The sequence below is a fragment of the Roseovarius maritimus genome (assembly GCF_043355895.2).
In the GTDB taxonomy this organism is placed as follows: Bacteria; Pseudomonadota; Alphaproteobacteria; order Rhodobacterales; family Rhodobacteraceae; genus Roseovarius; species Roseovarius maritimus.
Window position 1 is genome coordinate 58,175 of the sequence record NZ_JBHFPF020000011.1, and the last position, 21,397, is coordinate 79,571.

The 21,397-nt window shown below is 61.2% G+C and carries 17 protein-coding genes and 8 pseudogenes; 14 read left to right on the plus strand and 11 right to left on the minus strand.

Annotation, left to right across the window (positions count from 1 at the left end; all coding sequences use genetic code 11):
- Window positions 1–35: 35 nt before the first annotated feature.
- The 5 genes and pseudogenes from ACEWPM_RS16515 to ACEWPM_RS16535 form a co-directional block, all read right to left on the minus strand.
- On the minus strand, window positions 36–500 hold the full coding sequence (locus tag ACEWPM_RS16515; RefSeq protein WP_393963487.1) for an alpha-hydroxy-acid oxidizing protein: 465 nt from the start codon (window positions 498–500) through the stop codon (window positions 36–38).
- Window positions 436–1,005, minus strand: a complete 570-nt coding sequence (locus ACEWPM_RS16520) for an alpha-hydroxy-acid oxidizing protein (RefSeq protein WP_393963486.1) — start codon at window positions 1,003–1,005, stop codon at window positions 436–438. The genes ACEWPM_RS16515 and ACEWPM_RS16520 overlap by 65 nt, the downstream gene beginning before the upstream one ends.
- Window positions 1,006–1,311: 306 nt before the next feature.
- Window positions 1,312–1,989: pseudogene (locus ACEWPM_RS16525) on the minus strand (substrate binding domain-containing protein).
- A 16-nt stretch (window positions 1,990–2,005) separates the two neighbouring features.
- Window positions 2,006–2,209, minus strand: coding sequence for a helix-turn-helix domain-containing protein (locus tag ACEWPM_RS16530; RefSeq protein ID WP_393963485.1), 204 nt, complete (start codon window positions 2,207–2,209; stop codon window positions 2,006–2,008).
- Window positions 2,210–2,312: 103 nt separating this feature from the next.
- Window positions 2,313–2,768, minus strand: coding sequence for a MarR family winged helix-turn-helix transcriptional regulator (locus ACEWPM_RS16535; RefSeq protein WP_393963484.1), 456 nt, complete (start codon window positions 2,766–2,768; stop codon window positions 2,313–2,315).
- Between the two features lie 132 nt (window positions 2,769–2,900).
- Here ACEWPM_RS16535 and ACEWPM_RS16540 point away from each other — a divergent pair, with 132 nt between their 5' ends.
- The 6 genes and pseudogenes from ACEWPM_RS16540 (at window position 2,901) to ACEWPM_RS16565 (ending at window position 9,008) form a co-directional block, all read left to right on the plus strand.
- Window positions 2,901–4,286, plus strand: coding sequence for an NAD-dependent succinate-semialdehyde dehydrogenase (locus ACEWPM_RS16540; RefSeq protein WP_393963483.1), 1,386 nt, complete (start codon window positions 2,901–2,903; stop codon window positions 4,284–4,286).
- Window positions 4,287–4,436: 150 nt separating this feature from the next.
- Window positions 4,437–4,679, plus strand: a pseudogene (locus tag ACEWPM_RS16545) (oxidoreductase); the annotation flags it as partial.
- Between the two features lie 951 nt (window positions 4,680–5,630).
- A complete protein-coding gene (locus ACEWPM_RS16550; protein ID WP_393963482.1) occupies window positions 5,631–6,974 on the plus strand; it encodes a dicarboxylate/amino acid:cation symporter in 1,344 nt (447 codons plus the stop codon).
- A gap of 225 nt (window positions 6,975–7,199) precedes the next feature.
- On the plus strand, window positions 7,200–7,514 hold the full coding sequence (locus ACEWPM_RS16555) for a magnesium transporter (protein WP_393963481.1): 315 nt from the start codon (window positions 7,200–7,202) through the stop codon (window positions 7,512–7,514).
- Complete coding sequence (locus tag ACEWPM_RS16560) at window positions 7,502–7,642, plus strand: hypothetical protein (RefSeq protein ID WP_393963480.1); 141 nt, start codon at window positions 7,502–7,504, stop codon at window positions 7,640–7,642. Before ACEWPM_RS16555 ends, ACEWPM_RS16560 begins: the two co-directional genes overlap by 13 nt.
- A gap of 310 nt (window positions 7,643–7,952) precedes the next feature.
- Window positions 7,953–9,008, plus strand: a complete 1,056-nt coding sequence (locus ACEWPM_RS16565) for a 2,3-butanediol dehydrogenase (RefSeq protein ID WP_393963479.1) — start codon at window positions 7,953–7,955, stop codon at window positions 9,006–9,008.
- A gap of 95 nt (window positions 9,009–9,103) precedes the next feature.
- Here ACEWPM_RS16565 and ACEWPM_RS16570 read toward each other — a convergent pair.
- Window positions 9,104–9,310 (minus strand): annotated as a pseudogene (locus ACEWPM_RS16570) (transposase); the annotation flags it as partial.
- A 121-nt stretch (window positions 9,311–9,431) separates the two neighbouring features.
- Here ACEWPM_RS16570 and ACEWPM_RS16575 point away from each other — a divergent pair.
- Window positions 9,432–9,805, plus strand: a pseudogene (locus ACEWPM_RS16575) (transposase); the annotation flags it as partial.
- A gap of 112 nt (window positions 9,806–9,917) precedes the next feature.
- Here the strand turns inward: ACEWPM_RS16575 and ACEWPM_RS16580 are convergent.
- On the minus strand, window positions 9,918–11,276 hold the full coding sequence (locus ACEWPM_RS16580) for an aldehyde dehydrogenase family protein (protein ID WP_393963478.1): 1,359 nt from the start codon (window positions 11,274–11,276) through the stop codon (window positions 9,918–9,920).
- 484 nt (window positions 11,277–11,760) lie between these two features.
- Window positions 11,761–11,901: pseudogene (locus tag ACEWPM_RS16585) on the minus strand (transposase); the annotation flags it as partial.
- Between the two features lie 429 nt (window positions 11,902–12,330).
- On the opposite strand from ACEWPM_RS16585, the gene ACEWPM_RS16590 reads away from it, so the two are divergent.
- From ACEWPM_RS16590 to ACEWPM_RS16600, 3 genes and pseudogenes are all read left to right on the plus strand, one after another.
- Entirely contained in the window at window positions 12,331–13,821 is a 1,491-nt protein-coding gene (locus tag ACEWPM_RS16590) for an amidase (protein WP_393963477.1), read from the plus strand.
- 200 nt (window positions 13,822–14,021) lie between these two features.
- Window positions 14,022–14,339: pseudogene (locus tag ACEWPM_RS16595) on the plus strand (DDE-type integrase/transposase/recombinase); the annotation flags it as partial.
- A 279-nt stretch (window positions 14,340–14,618) separates the two neighbouring features.
- Window positions 14,619–16,073 (plus strand): catalase, encoded by a 1,455-nt coding sequence (locus ACEWPM_RS16600; RefSeq protein WP_393963476.1) that lies wholly within the window; start codon window positions 14,619–14,621, stop codon window positions 16,071–16,073.
- A 268-nt stretch (window positions 16,074–16,341) separates the two neighbouring features.
- Here the strand turns inward: ACEWPM_RS16600 and ACEWPM_RS16605 are convergent.
- Together ACEWPM_RS16605 and ACEWPM_RS16610 are read right to left on the minus strand one after the other, a co-directional pair.
- Window positions 16,342–17,052 (minus strand): annotated as a pseudogene (locus ACEWPM_RS16605) (IS6 family transposase).
- Window positions 17,053–17,091: 39 nt separating this feature from the next.
- Window positions 17,092–17,340 (minus strand): annotated as a pseudogene (locus ACEWPM_RS16610) (DDE-type integrase/transposase/recombinase); the annotation flags it as partial.
- 51 nt (window positions 17,341–17,391) lie between these two features.
- Between ACEWPM_RS16610 and ACEWPM_RS16615 the strand changes: the two are divergent.
- From ACEWPM_RS16615 to ACEWPM_RS16630, 4 genes are all read left to right on the plus strand, one after another.
- Window positions 17,392–18,093 (plus strand): thiamine pyrophosphate-dependent enzyme, encoded by a 702-nt coding sequence (locus tag ACEWPM_RS16615; RefSeq protein ID WP_393963474.1) that lies wholly within the window; start codon window positions 17,392–17,394, stop codon window positions 18,091–18,093.
- Window positions 18,077–18,535, plus strand: a complete 459-nt coding sequence (larC2, locus tag ACEWPM_RS16620; protein ID WP_393963473.1) for a nickel pincer cofactor biosynthesis protein LarC2 — start codon at window positions 18,077–18,079, stop codon at window positions 18,533–18,535. Before ACEWPM_RS16615 ends, larC2 begins: the two co-directional genes overlap by 17 nt.
- 90 nt (window positions 18,536–18,625) lie before the next feature.
- Window positions 18,626–19,393, plus strand: coding sequence for a VOC family protein (locus ACEWPM_RS16625; protein ID WP_393963472.1), 768 nt, complete (start codon window positions 18,626–18,628; stop codon window positions 19,391–19,393).
- 14 nt (window positions 19,394–19,407) lie between these two features.
- Window positions 19,408–20,976 (plus strand): gamma-glutamyltransferase family protein, encoded by a 1,569-nt coding sequence (locus tag ACEWPM_RS16630; RefSeq protein WP_393963471.1) that lies wholly within the window; start codon window positions 19,408–19,410, stop codon window positions 20,974–20,976.
- An 8-nt stretch (window positions 20,977–20,984) separates the two neighbouring features.
- Here ACEWPM_RS16630 and ACEWPM_RS16635 read toward each other — a convergent pair.
- Window positions 20,985–21,397, minus strand: a 413-nt coding sequence (locus tag ACEWPM_RS16635) for an FCD domain-containing protein (RefSeq protein ID WP_420768032.1), incomplete at its 5' end; no start/stop codon positions are given.

The window sequence follows — 21,397 nt, forward strand, 5'->3', positions numbered from 1 at the left end:
AGCAACATGGCCGAGCGCAGATCACTGCCCAGATGCTACAGCACCGATTGCACGCCCTCAGCCCCGCCAAGGCCGAGGCCATACATCACCGGACGGCCCACGGCGACCGCATCCGCGCCCATCACCAGCGCGCGGATCACGTCGCTGCCGTGGCGGATGCCACTGTCCATGATGACCGGCACGCGGCCATTCACCACCTTGGACACATCCGGCAGCGCGGCGATGGAGGCGGGCACGCCGTCGATCTGGCGGCCACCATGGTTCGAGACCTGGATCGCATCCGCGCCCGCGCCGATGCAGCGGTCGGCATCGTCGACGCGCAGAAGGCCCTTGACCACAACGGGCAGACCGGTCTGATCCTTGATGAACTTGATGGCACCCGTGTCCAGATCGACCTTCTGGTTGAAGAAGTTGCCAGATCCGCCGCGCTCAGGATCATGATTTCCGAACGACATGTCCTGGCGGTAGGGCGCGCCCATCGCCTTGAAATCGTCGGGCATGCCCGGCCCCCAGCGCATCGGCGGTCAGCACGATTGCCGAATAGCCCGCATCCTTGGCACGTTTCAGCAGCGATTTAGTCACTTCGATGTCGTTGTTCCAGTAAAGCTGGAACCACTTTGGCCCCTCTGTCGCCTCCGCGATCTCCTCCAGCGTGCGGTGCGAGGCGCCGGACGAGCAATAGAGCGTGCCGGCCATGCCGGTGCCGCGGGCGGTGGCCACCTCGGCCTCTTCATGGACCATGCCATGCGCGCCCATCGGCGCGGTAAAGATCGGGAAGGGCAGGGACTGACCCAGAAGGTCGATGGACAGATCAACATCCGACGAAACGCCGCGCAGGCGCTTGGGCTCGATGCGGAAATCGTCAAAGGCGCGGCGGTTCTCGCGCAGGGTCCACTCATCGCCGGACGCGCCCGAGACGAACTGATAGCCCGCTTCGGGGATCACCTCCCGCACGGCGCTATCCAGCCGGTCGAGGCTGACGATGTCGAGCGATTGGCTGGCCATCGAGGCGCCGTAGGCGGTTGGCTGGGCGGCATCGGCGGCGGCTGCCCTCGGCCTCTGCGCCTTGAACCCCGGTCTGCGCAACGCTGGCGCTGGCCAAGGTGAAGGAGCCGAGGCCGAGGGCCGTCGCTCCGAGGAAACTTCTCCGGGAATTGTCCATGATCGTTCCTTTCTGTTGATGGGCACCGAGACTGGGGCGCAACCTGGACGTGTCAACCAAAGGGCCGGGCATGGGCCATGCTGTAGCGCAGCGAAAAAATTATTTTTCTCGGTCTGCCGCCTCAAGGGCGAATCAGCCGGCGCGCCTCATCAGGGGCGCGCGCGGCCCAGCTCTTGGATCAGATGATCGACAAAAAACCGCAGCTTGGGCGGCATCGGCGCGACGGGCGGCCAGAGAGCGACGATCGGCATCTTGCGCGGTGTGATCCGGGGCAGGACTCCTTCCAGCAGCCCGGCCTCGATGGCGGGCCCGGCGATGAAGCCGGGCAGCACCGCCAGCCCCAGCCCCTCGATCGCCATGTCGCGGATCGCCTCGCCATTGTTCAGGATTATCCGGCTTTAGGAGACGCGCGCCGCGCTCTTGCCGAAGGACCAAAGCTCGGCGTCGGACATATGCCGATATCCGATCAGCCGGTGGGTCTTCAGAACGCCCGATGTGGCGGGCCGCCCGTGCCGGTCCAGATAGGCGTGGCTGGCGCAGGGGGTCGCCTCATCATCGCAAAGTTTTTGCTTTATCAATGAGGTATCGCGCAGAACGCTGATGCGGATGGCGATGTCGAACCCGTCGCGCACAAGGTCGCGCGCCCGGTCGTCATAGTTCACGCGCAGCTCCAGATCCGGGTGCTGCGCGGCAAAGCGCGCGATGATCGGCGACAAATGAAGCGTTCCGAAACTCATCGGCGCCGTGATTGCCAGCGTGCCCTGCAACGCCTCGTCATGGGTGATCCCCGATGCGGCGCTCTCGGCTGCGGCGGCCAAATGGGCCATGGCGGGACGCAGCCGGTCATCGAGCCGCAGCGCCGCCTTGGTCGGCGTGATCCAGGCCCGCGCTGCGCAGAAACAGCGCTGCGCCAAGCGCGTCTTCCAGATCCGTGATGCGCTTGCTCACGACCGATTTCGACAGGTTCATCCGCGCCGCCGTCGCGGTGACGGTGCCCAGCTCCATGACCGCCAGAAACGTCTCGATCTCGTTCAGCGTGTAGCGCATGGCGCGAGCCTAGCAGAGCCTTTGCCGTTCGCAACAAGCGAACGCCGCGTTTGGCAGGAGGCTGTGACGGAGCTTGCCGGCCTCCGCGCCCGCCCGCATCCGTCTAGCCCTTGGGCGCGGTCAGGGTCCGCACGAAGTGCTGAACCTCATCGCGCAGATGCTCAAGCTCGCCAGGGGTGATCGCCAGACCGTCGACAAGGGATTTTGGAATTCCGGCCGCCTCATCGCGCAGCCCCTGGCCCTTGTCCGTCAGGGCCACCAGAACGCGCCGATCGTCGGCCGGATCGCGCTGCCGGCTGACAAATCCGCCCGCGACAAGCCGCTTGATGAGGGGCGTCAGCGTTCCGCTGTCCAGATGAAGCCGCTCGCCGAGGCTGCCGATGCTTTGCGGCGCGCTCTCCCACAGAACCAGCATCACGAGATATTGCGGATAGGTCAGCCCAAGCGGCCCGAGCACCGGCCGGTAAAGCCGCGCAACAAGGTTCGATGCCGCATAGAGCGGAAAGCAAAGCTGCCTATCGAGTGCAAGATCGTTCATCGCGTCCGCGGTTGTCGTCAATGTCTTCACCTCTCGGGTCGAGCGCCCAGTCCGCGATAATGATTGCACGCAATATGATTGTTCGCAAGGAACTCAGGCGTGCGGGCTGGGTTGTCTTGGCAGACTTTATTTACAGCCACTTTGGAGGCATTCATGACCGGCCAGATCACAACCATCAACCCAGCGACCGAAGAGAAGCTGGACACCTACTCTTTGATGACAAATGACGAGGCGCGGGACGCCGTGCGCAACTGCCATGAGGCGTTTCCTGACTGGCGCCAGCGCCCCGCCGAAAAGCGCGCCGAAATCATCCGCGCCATCGGTGACGAGCTTGAGAAAAGCAAGGAAGAGTTTGCCCAGCTCATGACCCGCGAGGTTGGCAAGCTGATTGGCGACAGCCGCGACGAGATCGATCTGTGCGTTCAGATCTGCAAGTTCACCGCCGATCACGGCCCCGATGCGCTGGCCGATGAAGAGCGCGACATTCCCGGCGGCACGGGCGTTGTGCATTACTCGCCCCTGGGCGTCATCTACGGCATCCAGCCGTGGAACTTCCCTTGCTATCAGGTCACGCGCTATGCCATCGCCAACCTGATGACCGGCAATGGCGTTCTGCTCAAGCATGCCGAGAATTGCACCGGATCGGGCCTTTTCCTGCGCGATCTGATGGAGCGCGCGGGCCTGCCCAAGCATCTCTTTACCGTTCTGCTGATAGACCACGATCAGTCAGATCTGGTGATCGAGAACGATCTGGTGCGCGGCGTAACCTTGACGGGCAGCGACACCGCCGGCCGGGCCGTAGGCCAGAAGGCCGCCGAGCAGCTTAAGAAAACCGTACTCGAACTGGGGTCGAACGACGCCTATATCGTGCTGGATGATGCCGATATCGACACTGCCGTGGAGGCCTGCGTTGCCGCGCGGATCTACAACAACGGCCAGACCTGCGTGAACGGCAAGCGGTTCATTGTCACCGCTAAGAATTACGATGCGTTCGTCGAAGGCTATGCCGAAAAGATGAAGGGCATCGAGATGGGCGATCCGACCAAGGACGACACCAAGCTTGGCCCGATGGCGCGCGACGATCTGCGCGACAAGCTGGCGGGTCAGGTGGATGAAAGCGTCAAAAAAGGCGCGCGCGCCGTGGTTGGCGGCAAGGTGCCCGACCGCAAGGGGGCCTATTACCCCGCGACCGTTCTAGTCGATGTGAAGCCCGGCCAGCCCGCCCATGACGACGAGCTTTTTGGCCCCGTTGCCTCGATCATTAAGGCCGAGAGCGATGAGGACGCCATGCGCATCGCCAATGACAGCCGCTATGGCCTTGGTGGCGGCATCTTCTCGAAGGATGCGAAACGGGCGCGCGAACTGGCGGCCGAGCAATTCGACACGGGCATGATCACGCTGAACGGGTTCAACATCGCGATCCCGAACATGCCCTTCGGCGGCGTCAAGAATTCCGGCTACGGGCGCGAGCATGGCGGCTTTGGCATGAAGGAATTCGTTAACGCCAAGTCGATCTATGTGATGGATGCCGACAAGTAATCGGGGGCGCATCCTTGGGTCTGATATGGATCGGGGCCGGCACTGCCGGCCTCGTTTTGCGCCAGCGGCCCTGCCGCCTGACCCGCCCCAGACAGTTGACCAGCCAGACAATTTGACGAGCCAGGCAATTTGACAAGAAAGCTCAGCCCAATGACCGATACTTCCATTCTCTTCAAGCCCCTGCATGCGGGCGATATCGCCCTTCCCAACCGCGTGGTGATGGCGCCCCTGACGCGCAACCGCGCGCACGCCGATGGCACGCCCAAGGCGATGGCCGAGACCTATTACGCCCAGCGGGCCAGCGCCGGTCTGATCATCAGCGAGGCCACCCAGATCAGCGAGATGGGCAAGGGCTATATCGACACGCCGGGCATTCACACCCGGAAACAGGCCGATGGCGGACAGGCGGATGCCATCGCCTTTGGCCGACCCTTCATCGCCAACCCCGACCTGTCCGAGCGGTTCCGCCGCGGCGCCGCGCTGAACGAGCAGGATCAGGACACGTTCTATGGCGGCGGCGAAGAGGGATACACAGATTATCCCTTTCTGGGCCGCTGAAGGCGGCAAGGCCGCCCGTAACCGAAGGGAATTGAAGCATGGCTGAAGAGATCATCGATCTGGGCAATGGGTTCGTCGATTCTGGATCAGCCGCCTGCAGGACATGAGCCGCGAAATCGAGACGGGCTCGAAACTTCATGTATCGATACTGAAAGCGATCGTATCCCAGAACAGTTCTGCGGCAGAGCAGGCATCGCGAGACCTGAATGACTATCTTGTAAATTTCGCGCTGGACAGCATCGGAGGGACATAACCCGCAGCCGAGCACAAGCGCGGTGCAAGCTTGGATCCCCACGATTTGATCGACGGAGCGCGGCGGCTGATCGCATAGCGGCCAGGCACCTGAATACCTTGAGAGGTCCGCTCTACGCCCCCAAAACGGCCAGAACCCACCCCTTTTCGGCCCCTCACTATGTTCCCGAAGGAATAGCCCCGTGTATCGTGGACGCCTTCTTAGCTTAATCTGAAGCAAGGAGACCGTGATGGGCAGCAACACTTGCAGTGACGATTTCAAGCGGGACGCGGTCGCGAAGATCACCGAACGGGGTTGGCCACGAGCGGCAATCCGGTGAGCAATCCGAGTTCTCGCGCTACCGTCAATTTGCCCGTCGCCGGAGCACCATGTATGAGAAACAGCCTCATGCGTAAAAAAGGTAAGCCGAAGACTGCCTTTCGTCAAAGTTGCAGAATCGGTGATTTTGGTTGGTAGCTGCAGTTCGCTACACTTGCATTCAAGACCGGGGTTGCCGGTTCAGGTTCACAGCTTTCCCGTGTTAAAAGCGCTCCATGACACAAGATACACAGAACGCTCCGATGCAGATCGCGGGCCAGCGGTTCAAGCTACGCGTCTGGATTACATCACGGCTCTGGGCCCAGGTGATTGCCGGCATGGTCCTCGGGTTTGGCCTCGGCCTGCTGCTGAGCGATGCGACGGGCTGGATCCAACCGGACACGGCCGAGATGCTGGGCCATTGGCTGGCGCTGCCCGGCAGGATATTCCTGGCCCTGATCGCCATGGTTCTGATCCCTCTTATCTTCTCGTCTATCGTCGGCGGGCTGACCGGCGCCGGTTCCGGCGAAGAGTTGCGCTCGGTCGGACTGCGCTTGGCCGCGTTCATTCTGTCGACCACGACGGTCGCGGCGGCTATCGGTGTGGCGCTCGCGCTGTGGCTCCAGCCCGGCGCGGGGCTTGCCGCCTTCTCGGCAGGCGCCTCGGACGCCGGATTGCCCGTGCCGGAGGGGGCGCTGCCAGACGCCGCGGAGCAGGGCGGGCCGACAATCCTGCCGGACCTGATCGTTGATATCCTGCCGACCAATCCAACCGCCTCCATCGTGCAGGGCGACATGCTGGCCGTCGTCGTTTTTGCGCTGCTCGTCGGCATCTCGATCACGCAGGTGCAGCCCAGCCGCGCGGCACCCTTTCTCGCCCTGATGGACGCTTTGCTGTCAATTTCCATGAATATCGTCAAATGGGCCATGTTTCTCGCCCCGTTCGCCGTGTTTGGACTGATGGCGCAGCTGGTGATGCGCACGGGTTTCGAGACGATGCTGGGTATCTCGGGCTATGTCGGCACCGTTTTGCTGGGCTTGGCGGGGTTGCTGTGCCTCTACCTGCTGATCGCATTAGTCTTTGCCCGGATCACGCCCTTTCGTTTCGCCAAGGAGGCTGGCAGCAACCTACTCCTCGCCTTTTCGACATCCAGTTCCTCGGCGGTGATGCCGGTGACGATTCAGACGGCCCGCCAGCTTGGCGTGCCGCAGAGCATCGCGAACCTCGTGATTCCGTTGGGTGCGACGATGAACATGGCCGGAACGGCTCTCTATCAGGCGGTGGCCATTCTCTTTCTTGCGCAACTTGCCGGAGTGGACCTGACCGCGGCTCAGATCGCGGTGGTGGTCGGAACGCTGGTAGCCTCCAGCATCGGCGCACCCGGCACGCCGGGTGTCAGCATTGCCATCCTGATCAACGTCGCGGTCAGCATGAATATCCCGGTTGAGGGCATGGTGATCATTCTTGGGGTCGACCGGCTGCTGGATATGTGCCGGACGGCTGTCAACGTCACAGGTGATCTGGTCGCGGCGGTCCTCTTTCGCGCCGTCGGGCAGGAGGAGGCGGCGGTCGCGGCCTGAGCGGGGGCCGGTGCCGGCGTACCAGCTGCTGCTATGTCGCTGCATCACCCAAACCGTTCAGTCAGTGAAGACCGAAACTCCAGAGCTTGAGGTTTGGGCTATGGTGGCAGGACCCTGAACGCGGAACTGATGCGCTAGCATTCTGGTGTGCAGCCGCCTGGGTGTGCGAGCAATCAAAGAGGGACCGCGCAATGATCAACGGAACGCCTGAAGCGACAGGGCGTTGTGGGCGACGAGTTGCGCTCGATGCCCACTTGGCTGCGCTCGCGGCGACGCCTTGCGTGGCTGTCGGCCAACATCGTGCTGAACATAATCGCCGCCTCGGTGATTTCGGCCTACGAGGATACCCTCGCGGCACTCATCACCATTGCCGTTTTTTTGCCCATGGTGTCGGATATGTCGGGGTGCTCGGGCAATCAAGCCGTCGGCGTGACCATGCGGGAACTGGCGCTGGGTGTCGTGAGTCCCAAGGATGCCATGCGGGTCTGGCGCAAGGAAGTCACCCCGGCGTCCTTAACGGAATTGCCTTGGGCATCCTGATCGGACTGGTGTGCTGGATCTGGAAGGGCAATCCTTGGCTGGGCCTTGTGATCGGCACGGCGCTTGCCATCAACACGGTCCTTGCGGTCTCGATCTGGGCGGCACTAACAGCAACTTGCCAATCGTAGATTGCACAGATCAAGGCCAAGACAATCGCACAGAGGCATCGTGCGGATTGTGCTGCGCGGCGGAAAAATCCGTCCGCCAAGGGTTGGAACGGCGCCTTGGCCCAGCCTGCTCAATGCAAAACAGGGCGGCGAAACCACGATTCTTCAGCATAGATCCGGACCCCAGCAACCCATCCGGTGATCCCCTTGTCCTAAATCAATGACCAACCTTCGCCTCACGCTATTATTCCTTTGGAGTGACATTCAAGAAGCTCGTTCGGCTTGCGACACAGCCAATCAAGAGCAACTGAATTACAAAAGGAGCAAGACAATGAAAGCTGCACGTTGGCACGCTGCCAAGGACATTCGCGTCGAGGATATCGACGAGCCCCAAGTCTCCACCGGTGACATCAAGGTCAAGGTCGCCTGGACCGGCATCTGCGGCAGTGACCTGCACGAATATCTGGCGGGCCCGATTTTTGTTCCGGTGGGTGAAAATCATCCGCTGAGCCATGACAAGGCCCCGATTACCATGGGCCACGAATACTGCGGCGAAGTCGTGGAACTGGGCGAAGGCGTCGAGGGAATTGCAATTGGTGACCGGGTCGCGATCGAGCCGATCTTTAGTTGCGGGAAGTGCGATGCCTGCCGCGAGGGGCTCTACAACCTCTGCAAGGATCTGGGATTTGTCGGTCTGTCTGGCGGCGCGGGCGGTTTCGCAGCCTATTCTGTCGTGCCCGCAAAGATGGCCCACAAGATGCCAGATGAGCTATCGATGGAACAAGGCGCGCTGATCGAGCCGGCCGCCGTGGCCCTTCATGCCGTCCGGGTCAGCACCATCAAGGCAGGCGATAGCGCCGCAGTCTTTGGCGCCGGCCCCATCGGTCTGCTGGTGGTCGAGGCGTTGCGCGCGGCAGGCGCCGCACAGGTCTATGTGGTCGAGCCGTCCAAGGAACGCCGCGCCAAGGCAATGGAATTGGGCGCGACCCTCGCGCTGGACCCAGCCGATTGCGACGTCGTGGCCGAGATCCGCGCCGCAACCGGCAGCGGCGTCAATGTCGCTTTCGAGGTGACTGGCGTGCCGCAGGTTCTGGCACAGGTGATCGACAGCACCCGCCACGAAGGGCAGGCCTTGATCGTGTCGATCTGGGAAAAAGAGGCATCGTTCCAGCCCAATACGGTCGTGCTGAGCGAGAGGCAGATCAAGGGGACAATCGCCTACCGGAACGTCTATCCTGCAGTGATGGAACTGATGATGCGCGGCTATTTTCAAGCCGAAAACCTTGTGACCAAGCGGATCGAGATCGACGATATCGTCACCGATGGTTTTGATGCGCTGTCCTCGGAAAAATCACAGATCAAAATTCTGGTAAAAGCGCCGTCCTAAGGCGCTTTTGGACATCAGTAAGAACGGGATTGCAGCTATGCTCACTCATCAGCGTATGTTTAAGCCGGTTATTGGAGCTGAATAAGTTTTGAAACTTCCAGGAAGCTGGGAAGATAGCTTTCCTTTCTCAGTTTCGGGATCTCCAGCGCGATCCGGCCAGCACGGGCGTCCCACTCGCGGTCGCGGTACTCGTTGCGCTGCATTTCCCGCAACGGCGAGCGCGTTCCCTTGGCCGCGCCCGTCCGCGCCTCAACCTCCGCCTCCATGATCCGTGCGGCGGCAAAGGCCAACATCTCGCGCACAAGATCGCCATCGGCCTCCTATTCAATCAGTTCAGGCAGCGTCATTCTCTTATCGGTCACCGGTCATCCCCGTCTTTGGCTTCGAGTGTTGCGACCCAAAACCTTTGCCGAAGATCGACGGTGGCCGCCAGTGTTCATGGATGCGATCCGGGTCAATATCCGCAGCGATGGCGCAGTCAGCAACAAGGGGTTTTCGTCGCGCTGGCGATCCTGCCGGATGGTACCCGCGACGTTCCCGGCCTGTGGTTTCAGGCTAACGAGAGCGCCAAGTTCTGAGCTAAGGTGCTGAATGACCCGCGCAACAGGGGCGTCCAGAATATCCTGATCGCCGTCTTGGACGGCCTAAAGGGCTTTCCGCAAGCCATCGAAGCGGCCTTCCTGCAAACCCAGGTCAAGACATGCATCGTCCACCCGCTGCGCCAGTCCATGAGCTTCGCCAGTTCTAAGGACCGCAAGGCCATCGCAGCGGCCCTGACGGCGGTCTACAATGCCGTCGTAACGAGCAGGTTTATTGAATTGCCCGGATCAGTCCCGCTTCTCGCAGACCAGAAAACAGGCTAGCCACATACGCGACGATAAACCGGTAACCGTCTTCCTCGCGCCCGCTTCAGCGGGAAAGGCGCGTCAGTATCCGGCGCACAGTGCCGGAATAGGGCGGCACCAAAAGGCGGGTCCAAGGGCCCTGCGTGACCGTCAAGAGGGCGCGTTCGTGGGAGAATTCCATGAGGCCGCGGTCGCCGTGATAGGCACCCATCCCGGATGTGCCAATGCCGCCGAAGGGCAGGTTGTGAACCGCGAGTTGCAGGATCGTCCCGTTCACAGCCGCTCCTCCTGACCGTATGCGTCCGACGAGCTTCCGCGCGGCCGCTGAATCCCGGCCGAAGACATAGAGCGCGAGCGGTGCCGTTTTGCCCGCCACCATGGCGATGGCTTCCTCAATCGTGCCATATTCGACGATAGGCAGGATCGGGCCGAAAATCTCCTCTGTCATCAGCCGTCCCGATTGCGGCGGATTCAGTACGATTGCCGGGCCAAGGCGCCCCGGCAGATCTGTGGTCGCCGCGCGCACCTCTCCGCCTTCGGCCAGCAGTCCTTCGAGCCGCTCATGATGCGCCGGGTCGATGATCGCGGTGTAATCGGCCGGATCGGCTAGAAAGCCCCGCGCCACGTCCAGCAAGGCCTCGGCCCAGCGGCTTGCGCTGCCTTTCGGGACAAGCAGGTAATCGGGTGCCACGCAGGTCTGACCTGCGCTGAACCATTTGCCCCAGCCGATAAGCGCGGCATGAATTGCCGGATCGGCATCCGGCAGCGCGATGCAGGGGCTTTTGCCGCCGAGTTCGAGCGTCACGGGCGTCAGGTTTTCACCCGCAGCCGCCGCGACGAGGCGACCGGTTTGTGTCGATCCGGTAAAAAACAGGTGGTCAAAGGGCAGCGAAGAAAACGCGCGCGCCGTGTCGGCGTCTCCGGTGACGACAGCGGCTTCTTCCGGCGGAAAGACCTCCTTTACCAGCTCTGCAAGATACTGTGCAGTGGCGGGCGTTCGTTCGGACGGCTTGAGAAGGGCTCGGTTACCGGCGGCGATGGCCGTGGCGAGGGGCAGCAGCGCCAGTTGTACCGGATAATTCCAAGGCGACATCACCCCGACAACGCCCTTGGGTTCGCGACGGACCTCGCTCCGGCCGGGCAGGGGACGCAGGACGAATGATCGCCTGGGCCGGGACCAGCGTGGCAACCTTCGGATTAGATGGCGGATGCCGTCGCGTGTGAAGGCGATCTCGGCCATGCCGGTTTCCAGCGGCGAGCGGTGGCCAAAATCACGCGACACCGTCGCGACGATCTCCTCGCGGCGGGCATCGAGCGCCGCCGACAGAGCGCGCAAACGCTCGATGCGGGCTGGCACGTCCGACACTGCGTCCAGCGAAAAGGCATCGCGCAGGATGCTGAAGGGAATTGCGGGATCATTCATTGGAAATCATAGTCGCGACCGCGCCACGCCGCGCGCCGATCAGGGCGGACCATTGAATTGCCAGCGTGACCACCACGCCGACAGGCTGAAGGACCACTGAAAGCGGCCCTTGACGTGTGCGCAGGGCAAGAAGTGTCCGCGCCCCGAGAACGAGGCCGATCGCTGCAAGGCAGAGCGAAGTCACAGTGGACGCCCCAAGAGCCCAGACGAGCGGCAGTAACAAAAACGGCGACACAAGGCCCCCACCGAGCAGCAGGGTCCACACGGGCAATGCTACCGGCTTTGCCATGCCCTTGGTCGCGTTCTTGATGAAGCCGAACCGGATATCGGCCCAGTTGTCGTACATGCGGCAGCGCGCAAGGCTGGTTGCGTCGACGATATCCGTGCGCCCGGCGCTGCGGAAGAGACGCGCCATCGGCAGTGGAAGATATCCGAGAAGCAGGACGAGGATCTGCGGAATGACGATCTTTTCACCCAAAGTGCCGTCTCGGTGTGCCGTGATCCACTTGTTCAGCGTCGACATCCCGGCACTCAGATCGTCAGCCACCTGTTCGCGCGTCAGCCCACTGGTCAGCGCAATGCGCACTGCATCTTTGCGGAAACCGTCGGTTATTCCACGTCCCATAGTTCGTCTCCTCGGTTGCAGTAAATGCTATCAAAGGAGCGGAATCAAACCGCGACAGGTCCAGATGATTTCACTAGGGAACCGGTGCCGTTTAAACGGATTCTTGCGCTTCGCCGTCAGGTCCTCCACCATTATAAACAAGTGGAACTTGTGGCCTTCGAAGAAGTTAATGCAATGGACTCCTCCAAGGCCAGCCGAGTTATTAAAGAATGGATGGCTCCCTACAATACCGGTGTTATCCCCATTCCTTGTTTTATCGGCTGACGTCGAACGACGCATATTCTGCAAGCTTAGAACAAGCGAAAGCAGCATGAAACCTAAACCCGTTACACCTTTAGAATAGCTGCAAACATGTCGGGAAAGGTGGGAACACTTCACACAGTCGGCCGCAGATCAAATCAATCACTAACCACCAACAGGGAGAATCCCATGCCATCAGATTTTGACGTTGTCGAAGCAACCATCACCGATGCTCAAGCCGCGTTCAGAAGCGGGGATTTGACGGTACACGATCTGGTCTCTGCATACTTGGAACGAATTGAAGAGATTGATAAATCCGGACCTGAGCTAAATTCTGTTATCACGATCAACTCCCAAGCTCTCGAAGAAGCCAAAGCCCTGGATAGCCATTTTGCTGAAACAGGAGACTTCAAGGGGCCGCTTCATGGAGTACCTGTGCTGGTCAAAGACCAGGCGGAAACCAAGGGTATCAAGACGACCTTCGGCTCCATTGCCCAGGATGGCTATATGCCTGAGGAGGACGCTACGGCTATCACGAAGCTGAAAGATGCCGGAGCTATAATCCTGGGAAAGACCGCCCTCCCAGATTTCGCAACCTCATGGTTCGGGATCTGCTCGAAGATTGGGTCGACGAAGAACCCGTACGTGCTGTCTCGTGATCCTGGCGGCTCCAGCTCAGGCACCGGTGCTGCGATAGCTGCCAGCTTGGCCATGGTCGGGATAGGTGAAGATACGGGTGGTTCAATCCGCATACCCGCGGGGTTTTGCAATCTGGTCGGAGTGCGAGTGACTCCAGGACTCATCAGCCGCAAAGGTATGTCTCCGTTGGTGGTATTCCAGGATACCGCCGGTCCGATGGCGCGCACTGTACGAGATGCGGCTTTGTTGCTCGATAGCATGGTCGGTTACGATCCCGAGGACGAATACACCGTAGCGGCCACTATCGCCAATCACACAGGAAGTTATACAGACGCCATGGATCCTGACAGCATGTCAGGAGCAAAGCTCGGTGTCGTTCGCAATACCTTTGGGGATGGCAGCGACTACGACACTGCGCAGGTCAACGCCGTGGTGGAGGCGGCGTTTGATAAGCTGAAAGCGGCGGGCGCGACCCTTGTTGATATCGAGATCCCAGATCTGTCGGACCATATTCTTGAAACGTCGCTCTACAATTCTCATTCGCGACATGACATCAACAAGTTCCTCGCGAGCCGTCCAAACATGCCTGTCGGGTCCCTAGAGGAGATCCAGGATAAAGAGCTATTTCATCCGAACCTCGATCTGCTCAAAGGTATTTTCGAGGGCCCGGATCATCCAGAAGATGATCCAGACTACTTTAAGAAATTGGCCGCTCGGGATGGCTTCCAGCGTCTTGTTGTGAACCTAATGGCAGAGCAAGATATCGAGGCGCTGATCTTCCCGATCGTGCAGCTTCTGTCGCCTACCAAGGAAGAGGTCTTCGCAGATAAATATCAGGTTCTGACCTATCCCACGAACACTCTGATCGCATCTCAAACATGGATGCCATCAATCGCACTGCCGGCAGGGTTTGCGGAGAATGACGTGCCGGTCGGAGTCGAATTGGTAGTGCGTCCCTATGGCGAGCGTGAACTCTTCCGTTTGGGAGCCGGGTTCGAGAAAGTCGTCGCGGCCCGTCGTCCTCCTGAATTCAAGGAATAAGTTCAATTGAAAACTTGGTATGCTGCAGCGCGGCTTCTGAACAGACTTTCTAAGCGTGTCGGCGTCAAGGTGGTTCGCCACTTCGCCGACAGTGACCCAATGATCAGCACTGTCGCAGAGGGTATTATCAGGTTGTTGACGCTGCTTCGCTTCACGCATAGCGCTTGCGCATGGTCAGCCAAGTTTCACAACACCGCTTGAAGGGGTTTCGGTTTCCTCGGTCCATCATCTCTTATGCTGTGCAGGCCTATGGCGCGGCTGTCCGTGACCTTTGCCCAAGCGTCGATCACCGCTCGCACAAGGGGTTGAATAACCGGTCCGAGGCGTCGCACCGACACATGCGCCGACGAGAGAAAATCATGGGCCGTTTCAAATCACCACGTGAGGCGCAGCAGTTTCTATCCGTCCACGACCAGACCGCCAGCATCTTTCGTCCAAAACGTCACCGCCTTTCCGCAGCATCCTATCGCCAATCTCGGGTTGACGGGTTCAGCCTCTGGAACAACTATGCGGCGTAAATGACCGCATGATGGTGACACGCCAATCTTGCTCACGTCGCTATAGAACAACCTGACAAAGCCGAACATAGAGGTTCCATCAACCGGAGGGTCAAGGGCCACATCGAGTGCCGACATGATGCCCGCCGATGGTCATGGGTGCCTTTTGCCCTGACGATCCCGCTATTGGCAGTGGTTCCTGATTGCGGCAGGATCAAGACGGCCACCAAAAGGAGTCCGACTCCCGACCATCCCTGTCAAGGGAACCGATGACTCTGGGCAACACAAGGAGAGATTACCATGACCGACAAAACCGGAAAACCCACCACGACTGATGCAGGCATTCCCGTCGCGAGTGACGAACATTCGCTGACAGTCGGTGCAGATGGACCCATCGTTTTGCACGATCACTACCTGATCGAGCAGATGGCGCAATTCAACCGCGAGCGGATTCCCGAACGTCAGCCCCACGCCAAGGGCGGTGGCGCCTTCGGCCATTTCGAGGTGACGCAGGACGTCAGCAAATACACCAGTGCGGCCCTGTTTCAGCCGGGCACGAAGACCGACACGCTGATCCGGTTTTCCACTGTCGCCGGCGAACGCGGCAGCCCCGATACGTGGCGCGATCCGCGGGGCTTCTCGCTGAAATTCTACACGACCGAGGGCAATTACGACATGGTCGGCAACAACACGCCGATCTTTTTTCTGCGCGATCCGATGAAGTTCCAGCATTTCATCCGCTCGCAGAAGCGCCGCGCCGACAGTGGCCTGCGCGATCACGACATGCAGTGGGATTTCTGGACGCTCTCGCCGGAATCTGCGCATCAGGTGACATGGCTGATGGGGGACCGCGGCATCCCGAAGACTTGGCGCCACATGGACGGCTTTTCCAGCCACACCTATATGTGGGTGAATGAGGGCGGCGAGAAGTTCTGGGTCAAGTACCACTTCAAGACCGATCAGGGGATTGAATTCCTGACCCAGGAAGAGGCTGACCGCCTGGCCGGCACCGACGGCGATTACCATCGCCGCGACCTCTTCAATTCGATCCGCGACGGCGACTATCCCAGCTGGACACTGAAAATGCAGATCATGCCCTTCGAGGAGGCGCGCAACTATCGCTTTAACCCGTTCGACCTGACCAAGGTCTGGCCGCATGGCGATTATCCGCTGATCGAGGTGGGCAAGCTGACGCTGGACCGCAACCCGACCGATTTCCACACCGAGATCGAACAGGCGGCTTTCGAGCCCAACAATCTCGTGCGTGGCATCGGGCTAAGCCCAGACAAGATGCTGCTGGGGCGCGGGTTTTCCTATTCGGACGCACATCGTGCGCGGCTGGGCGCGAATTACAAGCAGATCCCGGTCAACCGGCCCAAATCGCCCGTCCACAGCTATAGCAAGGATGGCGCGATGCGCGTCGAGAATGTGTCGGACCCGGTCTATGCGCCCAACTCCTACGGCGGGCCCGCGGCGGACCCCTCGCTCACCGATGACGCGGGGCTTTGGTACGCCGATGGTGACATGGTGCGCCAGGCTTATACCCTGCGCGAGGACGATGACGATTGGGGACAGGCCGGCACATTGGTGCGTGATGTGCTGGATGACGCGGCCCGCGACCGGCTGGTCGGCAATATCGTTGGCCACCTCAAGGACGGGGTCTCCGAAAAGGTTCTGAAACGGGCGTTCGAGTATTGGCGCAACGTGGACGAGACGCTTGGTGAGAGAGTCGAAAAAGGTGTCAGGGACGGCTGAGAGGGGCCGTGAACCAACGGCAGGCTCACGTATCTGGCGGATATGCCTCGAAGGCCATCCGCTAGATCAACTGCGTGCCAACCAAGAGGATTTCAGCAACGCGAAAGGGCTGGGCCGCGGTTTCGGCACCTGTCGGGCGATCTCGATCATGTCCGCTGCATCCCTGCGCACTTCATCCAATGTGAACCCGATTCCAAACATACGCCGAAGGGTGGCGGGCATTGCCAACTTGTTTTCGCGTGATTGAGAAGTGCGAACTGTCGGGGTCTCAAGCGGCCATTTCCGCTGCATAGGTATTCCAGAGGTCGAAAGCATCGGCTCTGGCGTGGCGGTAAGAGATTGTGGAGAGTCGATAGCGTCGGGGGCGGAAGATCGTGTTTGCCTGATCGTGAGCGTCAAGGAACCTCTGTGCCTGTCGGGGCGATTTGAACCGGCCCATCACTTTCTCGCGCCTTCGGGTCGGCCTGTGCGAGCCCTCGATCCGGTTGTTCAAACCCTTGTGTGCGCGATGATCCGCGCTCGGTGCAAGCTCGCGGATCGGCTTGAAATAGCTGCGCAACTTGTCGGTCACGAGGACTCGGGGTTCGCCGAACCGGGCGGTCAGTCGCTTTAGGAAACGTCGCGCAGCCTTGGCATTGCGCTGAGGTTGCACGAGGATATCCAGCACATTCCCGTTCGCGTCCACTGCCCGCCATAGCCAGTATTTGCGACCGTTTATCGGGATGACGACTTCGTTGAGATGCCATTTGTCGGTCGCCGAAGGCCTGTCGCGTCTGATGCAATTGGCGAAATGGCAACCAAAGCGGTTCACCTATTTCCGGACCGTCTCCCGGCTGACTGTCACGCCCCGTTCGGCGAGCAAGTCCTCGACATCAGCCGAGCTGAGCGCGAAGCGGTGGTAGACCCAGATCGCATAGGAGACGATCTCACGTGGGAAGCGGTAACCTTTCAGGCGGGGCATGGTGGATGAAATGATCATCGACAACGTTTAGACAGCTATGAGACACCAAACAAGTTGGCGATGCCGGACGAAGCCATGACGCTTGATAAGCCTGATCAGCAGCTGTTTTGCGGCCGACTTATTTCGTCTAGACTCAAGGATTTCTTCCAGAACTAATCCATATTGATCAACCGCGCGCCACACCAGAATGACCTGTCAGCAAACTTCACGCAGACCCAGGTTGAAGTGCATTTGTAGCCAGACCGCATGGGCGATGATTTGGGATGGAAAGCGATGGCGCTTGTATCTGATGGTCAGTGCCTGCATCGCAGATAGCTATGACCAAATCGCCATCCGAAAAACCGCGCCGACGTTAACGTGACAACACCCCCCAGCCTGTTGCTGCCCGACGATTGCGAGGTTATCGCGCTGGCAGACTTCGACCAGGACGGGACGGCGGCCATCGCCGCACTGGCGGATGCCGTCGGGGCCGCGCCAGCTAAGGCGCGCGCCATCGCGCCCTGTCTGCCGCCACCCTCCGGTCCGATGACCAATGACGCGCTGTCCCCTGCTATCGCCGCCGCCCTCCCCGAAGGCGCCATCGTCGTGGACGAAAGCCTGACCAGCGCCAACAGCGTGGCGGCCCTGTCCACCAGTGCGCCTCCGATCTCGTGGTTGTCGATCACCGGCGGCGCCATCGGTATCGGCATCCCGCTGGCCACCGGGGCCGCCATTGCTTGCCTCGACCGGCCGGTGATCGGGCTACAGGCGGATGGGTCGGCCATGTACACGCTTCAGGCGCTCTGGACGCAGGCGCGCGAGGGGCTGAATGTAACCACGATCATTTTCGCCAATCGCGGTTACAACATTCTCAAGCACGAGCTGTTCAACGTCGGGGCTAATTCTGGTCCAGAAGCACTGAGCATGTTGGAACTCGACCGTCCGGAACTTGATTTCGTCTCGCTGGCCCGTGGCATGGGCGTGCCGGGGCGCCGGGTCGGCGACCCTGCCAACCTCTATGCGGCGATTCGCCATGCAGTGATTGAGCCGGGGCCGCTTCTGATTGAGGCCGCTCTCTGAACATGGTGACTGCGCACAGACCGATGGTGCACGGGATCAACTGGTGGACCTGGCCTTCGATATCGACGACATGACCGGCGAGGAACTGGCCGCTGCTGTTGATGCTCTGCGCGCTGATCCGGGGGTGGTCGATCTGATGTTGCTGACGGGGCAGGGCAAGAAATCCCGCCTCGTCGTGCGGCTGGAATTGCTCGTGAAACCGGACCAGTCCGAACGCATCGCCGCATCGTGTTTTGACCTTACGACCACGCTGGGGCTCCGCACTGCCCGGGTAGATCGGCTGATCCTGACCAGAACCGAGGAGACTGGTCCGGGCGGCCTGCGCCGCAAACGCGCGGCACGGCCGGGCGGCGAAACCGTCAAGGTCGAAAGCGATGATCTGATCCAGGCCGAAACGCTGGCTACGCGCCGCGCCCTGGCATGGTGGGCCGAGTCCGATTAGCCTATCGGTGCCCGCGCGGTTCATTACCTTGCCCCCAAGATGACCAACCAGTTAAATATCCCAGCCGCTATAAGGAAGGACCGCACCGTGATGCTGGATCATCTGGTCATAAACACGCTCTTCGGAATGGAGGCCGCCGCGGCGCAATTCAACCAGCTTGGGTTCCAGCTGACGCCGCGCGGTCATCATTCGCTGGGTTCGATCAACCATCTGATGGTCGACCCGGCCAGCTATCTTGAGCTGGTGGGTGTCCCTGCGAGCGGCACGCAGCGGCAGGAGGTCCTGGACAGCCCCAAAGGCCTCAGTGGGCTGGTATTTCGCACGGATGACGCCGAGGCGACATATGCGCACCTGATCGCCGTAGGTTTTGCCCCGCAAGAGCCGATCCTGCTGGAGCGGCCCGTCAATATCGGTGGCACCAGCCGAAAGGCACAATTTCGCAACGTGCGCATGACGGCGGCGGAATTTCCCGCCGGGCGCGTCTACTTCTGCCAGCATCTGACGCCAGATCTGGTGTGGCGGGATGATTGGATGGCGCATCCAAACGGGTTCCACGACATTGGCGCTATCACGATTGCCGATCCGGACCCAGAGGCCGAGGCCGCGCGCTATGCCGCGCTCACCGGCGGGCGCGCGGATGGTGTGAGCGTGACGGCCGAGGGGCTGGCATTGACGCTTTGCGAGGGCGCCACGCCTGCCTTCGCCAGTGCTGAGTTGCTATTCGATGACGTGGATGACATCGCCGCACGCGCGGCGCAGATGGAGGGGGCAGAGTGGCGGTGGACGGGGGCGGGCACCGGGGTCTTGACCATCCCGGCGCTGGCGGTGACGCTGGAGTGTTGCAGCGCAACGCACTGACGAAAGGCTTCAAGATGACGCAGTATCCCACGTACCGCACCCCTGTGATGGCACAAAATATGGTTGCCACGTCACAGCCCTTGGCGGCGCAGGCCGGGCTGCGCATGTTGGCCGAGGGCGGGAATGCCGTCGACGCCGCGTTGGCCGCCGCGATCTGTCTTACGGTGGTCGAGCCGACGGGCAACGGCCTTGGCTCCGACGCCTTCGCGATCCTCTGGGATGGCGCGAAGCTGCATGGCCTCAACGCCTCGGGACGGTCCCCCGCAGCTTGGACGCCCGCGCAGTTCGATGGCGGTGTGCCCGAGCGCGGCTGGCATTCCGTGACGACGCCCGGTGCGGTCTCGGCCTGGACAACTCTTTGGCGCGCGCATGGCAGCCTACCATTTACCCGACTTTTCGAGCCGGCAATTCGCTATGCGCGCGGCGGCTTTGCCGTGTCACCGGCCATCGCGGCGCTTTGGTCCAAGGGTGCCGCAACGCTCAAGGACCAGCCCGGCTTTGCCGACTGCTTTATGCCCGGCGGACGGGCGCCAAAGGCGGGCGAGACATTCCGTAACCCCGACCTTGCCAGCACCCTGGAGGCCATCGCCGAGAGCGAGGGCTCGGCGTTCTATACCGGCCCGCTGACGGCGCGCATCGCCGCCGCCGCGCGCGAGAACGGTGCCGCGCTTAGCGAGGAGGATCTAGCCGCGCATCGCGCCGATTGGTGCGGCACCCTGAAGATGCCGTTCCGCGGCCGTGCTCTGCATGAGATCCCGCCCAATGGGCAGGGTATCGCCGCGCTCATAGCGCTGGGACTCGTGGATCGTACCGACGTTGCAGATTTCGGCCCCGACGATCCGAAAGCGCTGCACTTGCAAATCGAAGCGACCAAGCTGGCGCTGGCCGACACCATGGCGCATATCGGTGACGCAGGGGCGATGGATTTTGGACCCGAGGCGCTCCTTAAGGATGCATATCTGGACGACCGCGCCGCCATGATCGACGCCGCAAGCGCGGGTGATCCGGGCGCGGGCGCGCCGACGGCGGGCGGCACCGTTTATGTCACTGCGGCGGACGCGGGTGGGCGCATGGTGTCTTTCATCCAGTCAAACTACATGGGGTTTGGCGCGGGTGTGGTGGTGCCCGGCACGGGCATCCATATGCAAAACCGCGGGGCGGGTTTTGTGCCGGACGCGGGCCATCCGAACAGGGTGGGTCCATCCAAGCGGCCATTTCAGACGATCATCCCCGGCTTCGTCATGCAGGGCTGCGCGCCGGAGATGAGCTTTGGCGTCATGGGCGGTCCGATGCAGGCGCAGGGGCATTTGCAGATGATGCTGCGCACGATGCTCTGGGGCCAGGATCCGCAAGCTGCCAGTGACGCTCCGCGCTGGCAGGTGGTGACTGGCCGCACGGTGGCGGTGGAAAACGCCATGCCCGAGGCCACGGTCGAGGCGCTGCGCGCAATGGGGCACGACGTGGTGCGCGAAGGCACGGCAGCCGAGTTCGGCTTTGGCGGGGCGCAGTTGATCTGGCGGCAAGGAAATAGCTACATCGCCGGTTCGGACCACCGCAAGGACGGCTGCGCGGTCGGATACTGATCGGGCATTCAAGGCGCGTAGATCTGCGAGAAGGCCATGCGCACGTTATGCGTCACCTCTTCCAGCCGGCGCGAGATATGGGCGCGCATCTCGGCACCGGCCCAATCCTCGTTGCGGGCGGCGATAGCGGCAAGGATGCGCACATGCGGCTGGGTGGTGATGGCGGCCGCGCCGTTGATTTCACTCAGCGATTGCAAGTCGATGACGCGCACATACCGGATTCGCGCGGCGGCATTGTCCAGAAGGCGCAGCAACTCGGCATTGTTCGCGAGTTGCGCGATGCGCCGGTGAAATTCCTCATCCAGCCTGACCAGTTCGACCGGGGACGTGCCTGGGCTGTAGGCCAGCTCGGATTGCGCCAGAAAGAGTTGCAAATCGGCCAGCGCGGCGGGATCGGTGCGATCGACATCGGCCAGAAGCT

Bases quoted from the DNA above. Each gene is read 5' to 3' on its own strand.
- ACEWPM_RS16600 (WP_393963476.1), top strand. From the start codon at position 14,619: ATGACCGACAAAACCGGAAAACCCACCACGACTGATGCAGGCATTCCC.
- ACEWPM_RS16580 (WP_393963478.1), bottom strand. From the start codon at position 11,276: ATGAATGATCCCGCAATTCCCTTCAGCATCCTGCGCGATGCCTTTTCG.
- ACEWPM_RS16515 (WP_393963487.1), bottom strand. From the start codon at position 500: ATGCCCGACGATTTCAAGGCGATGGGCGCGCCCTACCGCCAGGACATG.
- ACEWPM_RS16630 (WP_393963471.1), top strand. From the start codon at position 19,408: ATGACGCAGTATCCCACGTACCGCACCCCTGTGATGGCACAAAATATG.
- ACEWPM_RS16540 (WP_393963483.1), top strand. From the start codon at position 2,901: ATGACCGGCCAGATCACAACCATCAACCCAGCGACCGAAGAGAAGCTG.
- ACEWPM_RS16565 (WP_393963479.1), top strand. From the start codon at position 7,953: ATGAAAGCTGCACGTTGGCACGCTGCCAAGGACATTCGCGTCGAGGAT.
- ACEWPM_RS16625 (WP_393963472.1), top strand. From the start codon at position 18,626: ATGCTGGATCATCTGGTCATAAACACGCTCTTCGGAATGGAGGCCGCC.
- ACEWPM_RS16530 (WP_393963485.1), bottom strand. From the start codon at position 2,209: ATGCGCTACACGCTGAACGAGATCGAGACGTTTCTGGCGGTCATGGAG.
- ACEWPM_RS16520 (WP_393963486.1), bottom strand. From the start codon at position 1,005: ATGGCCAGCCAATCGCTCGACATCGTCAGCCTCGACCGGCTGGATAGC.
- ACEWPM_RS16550 (WP_393963482.1), top strand. From the start codon at position 5,631: ATGACACAAGATACACAGAACGCTCCGATGCAGATCGCGGGCCAGCGG.
- ACEWPM_RS16590 (WP_393963477.1), top strand. From the start codon at position 12,331: ATGCCATCAGATTTTGACGTTGTCGAAGCAACCATCACCGATGCTCAA.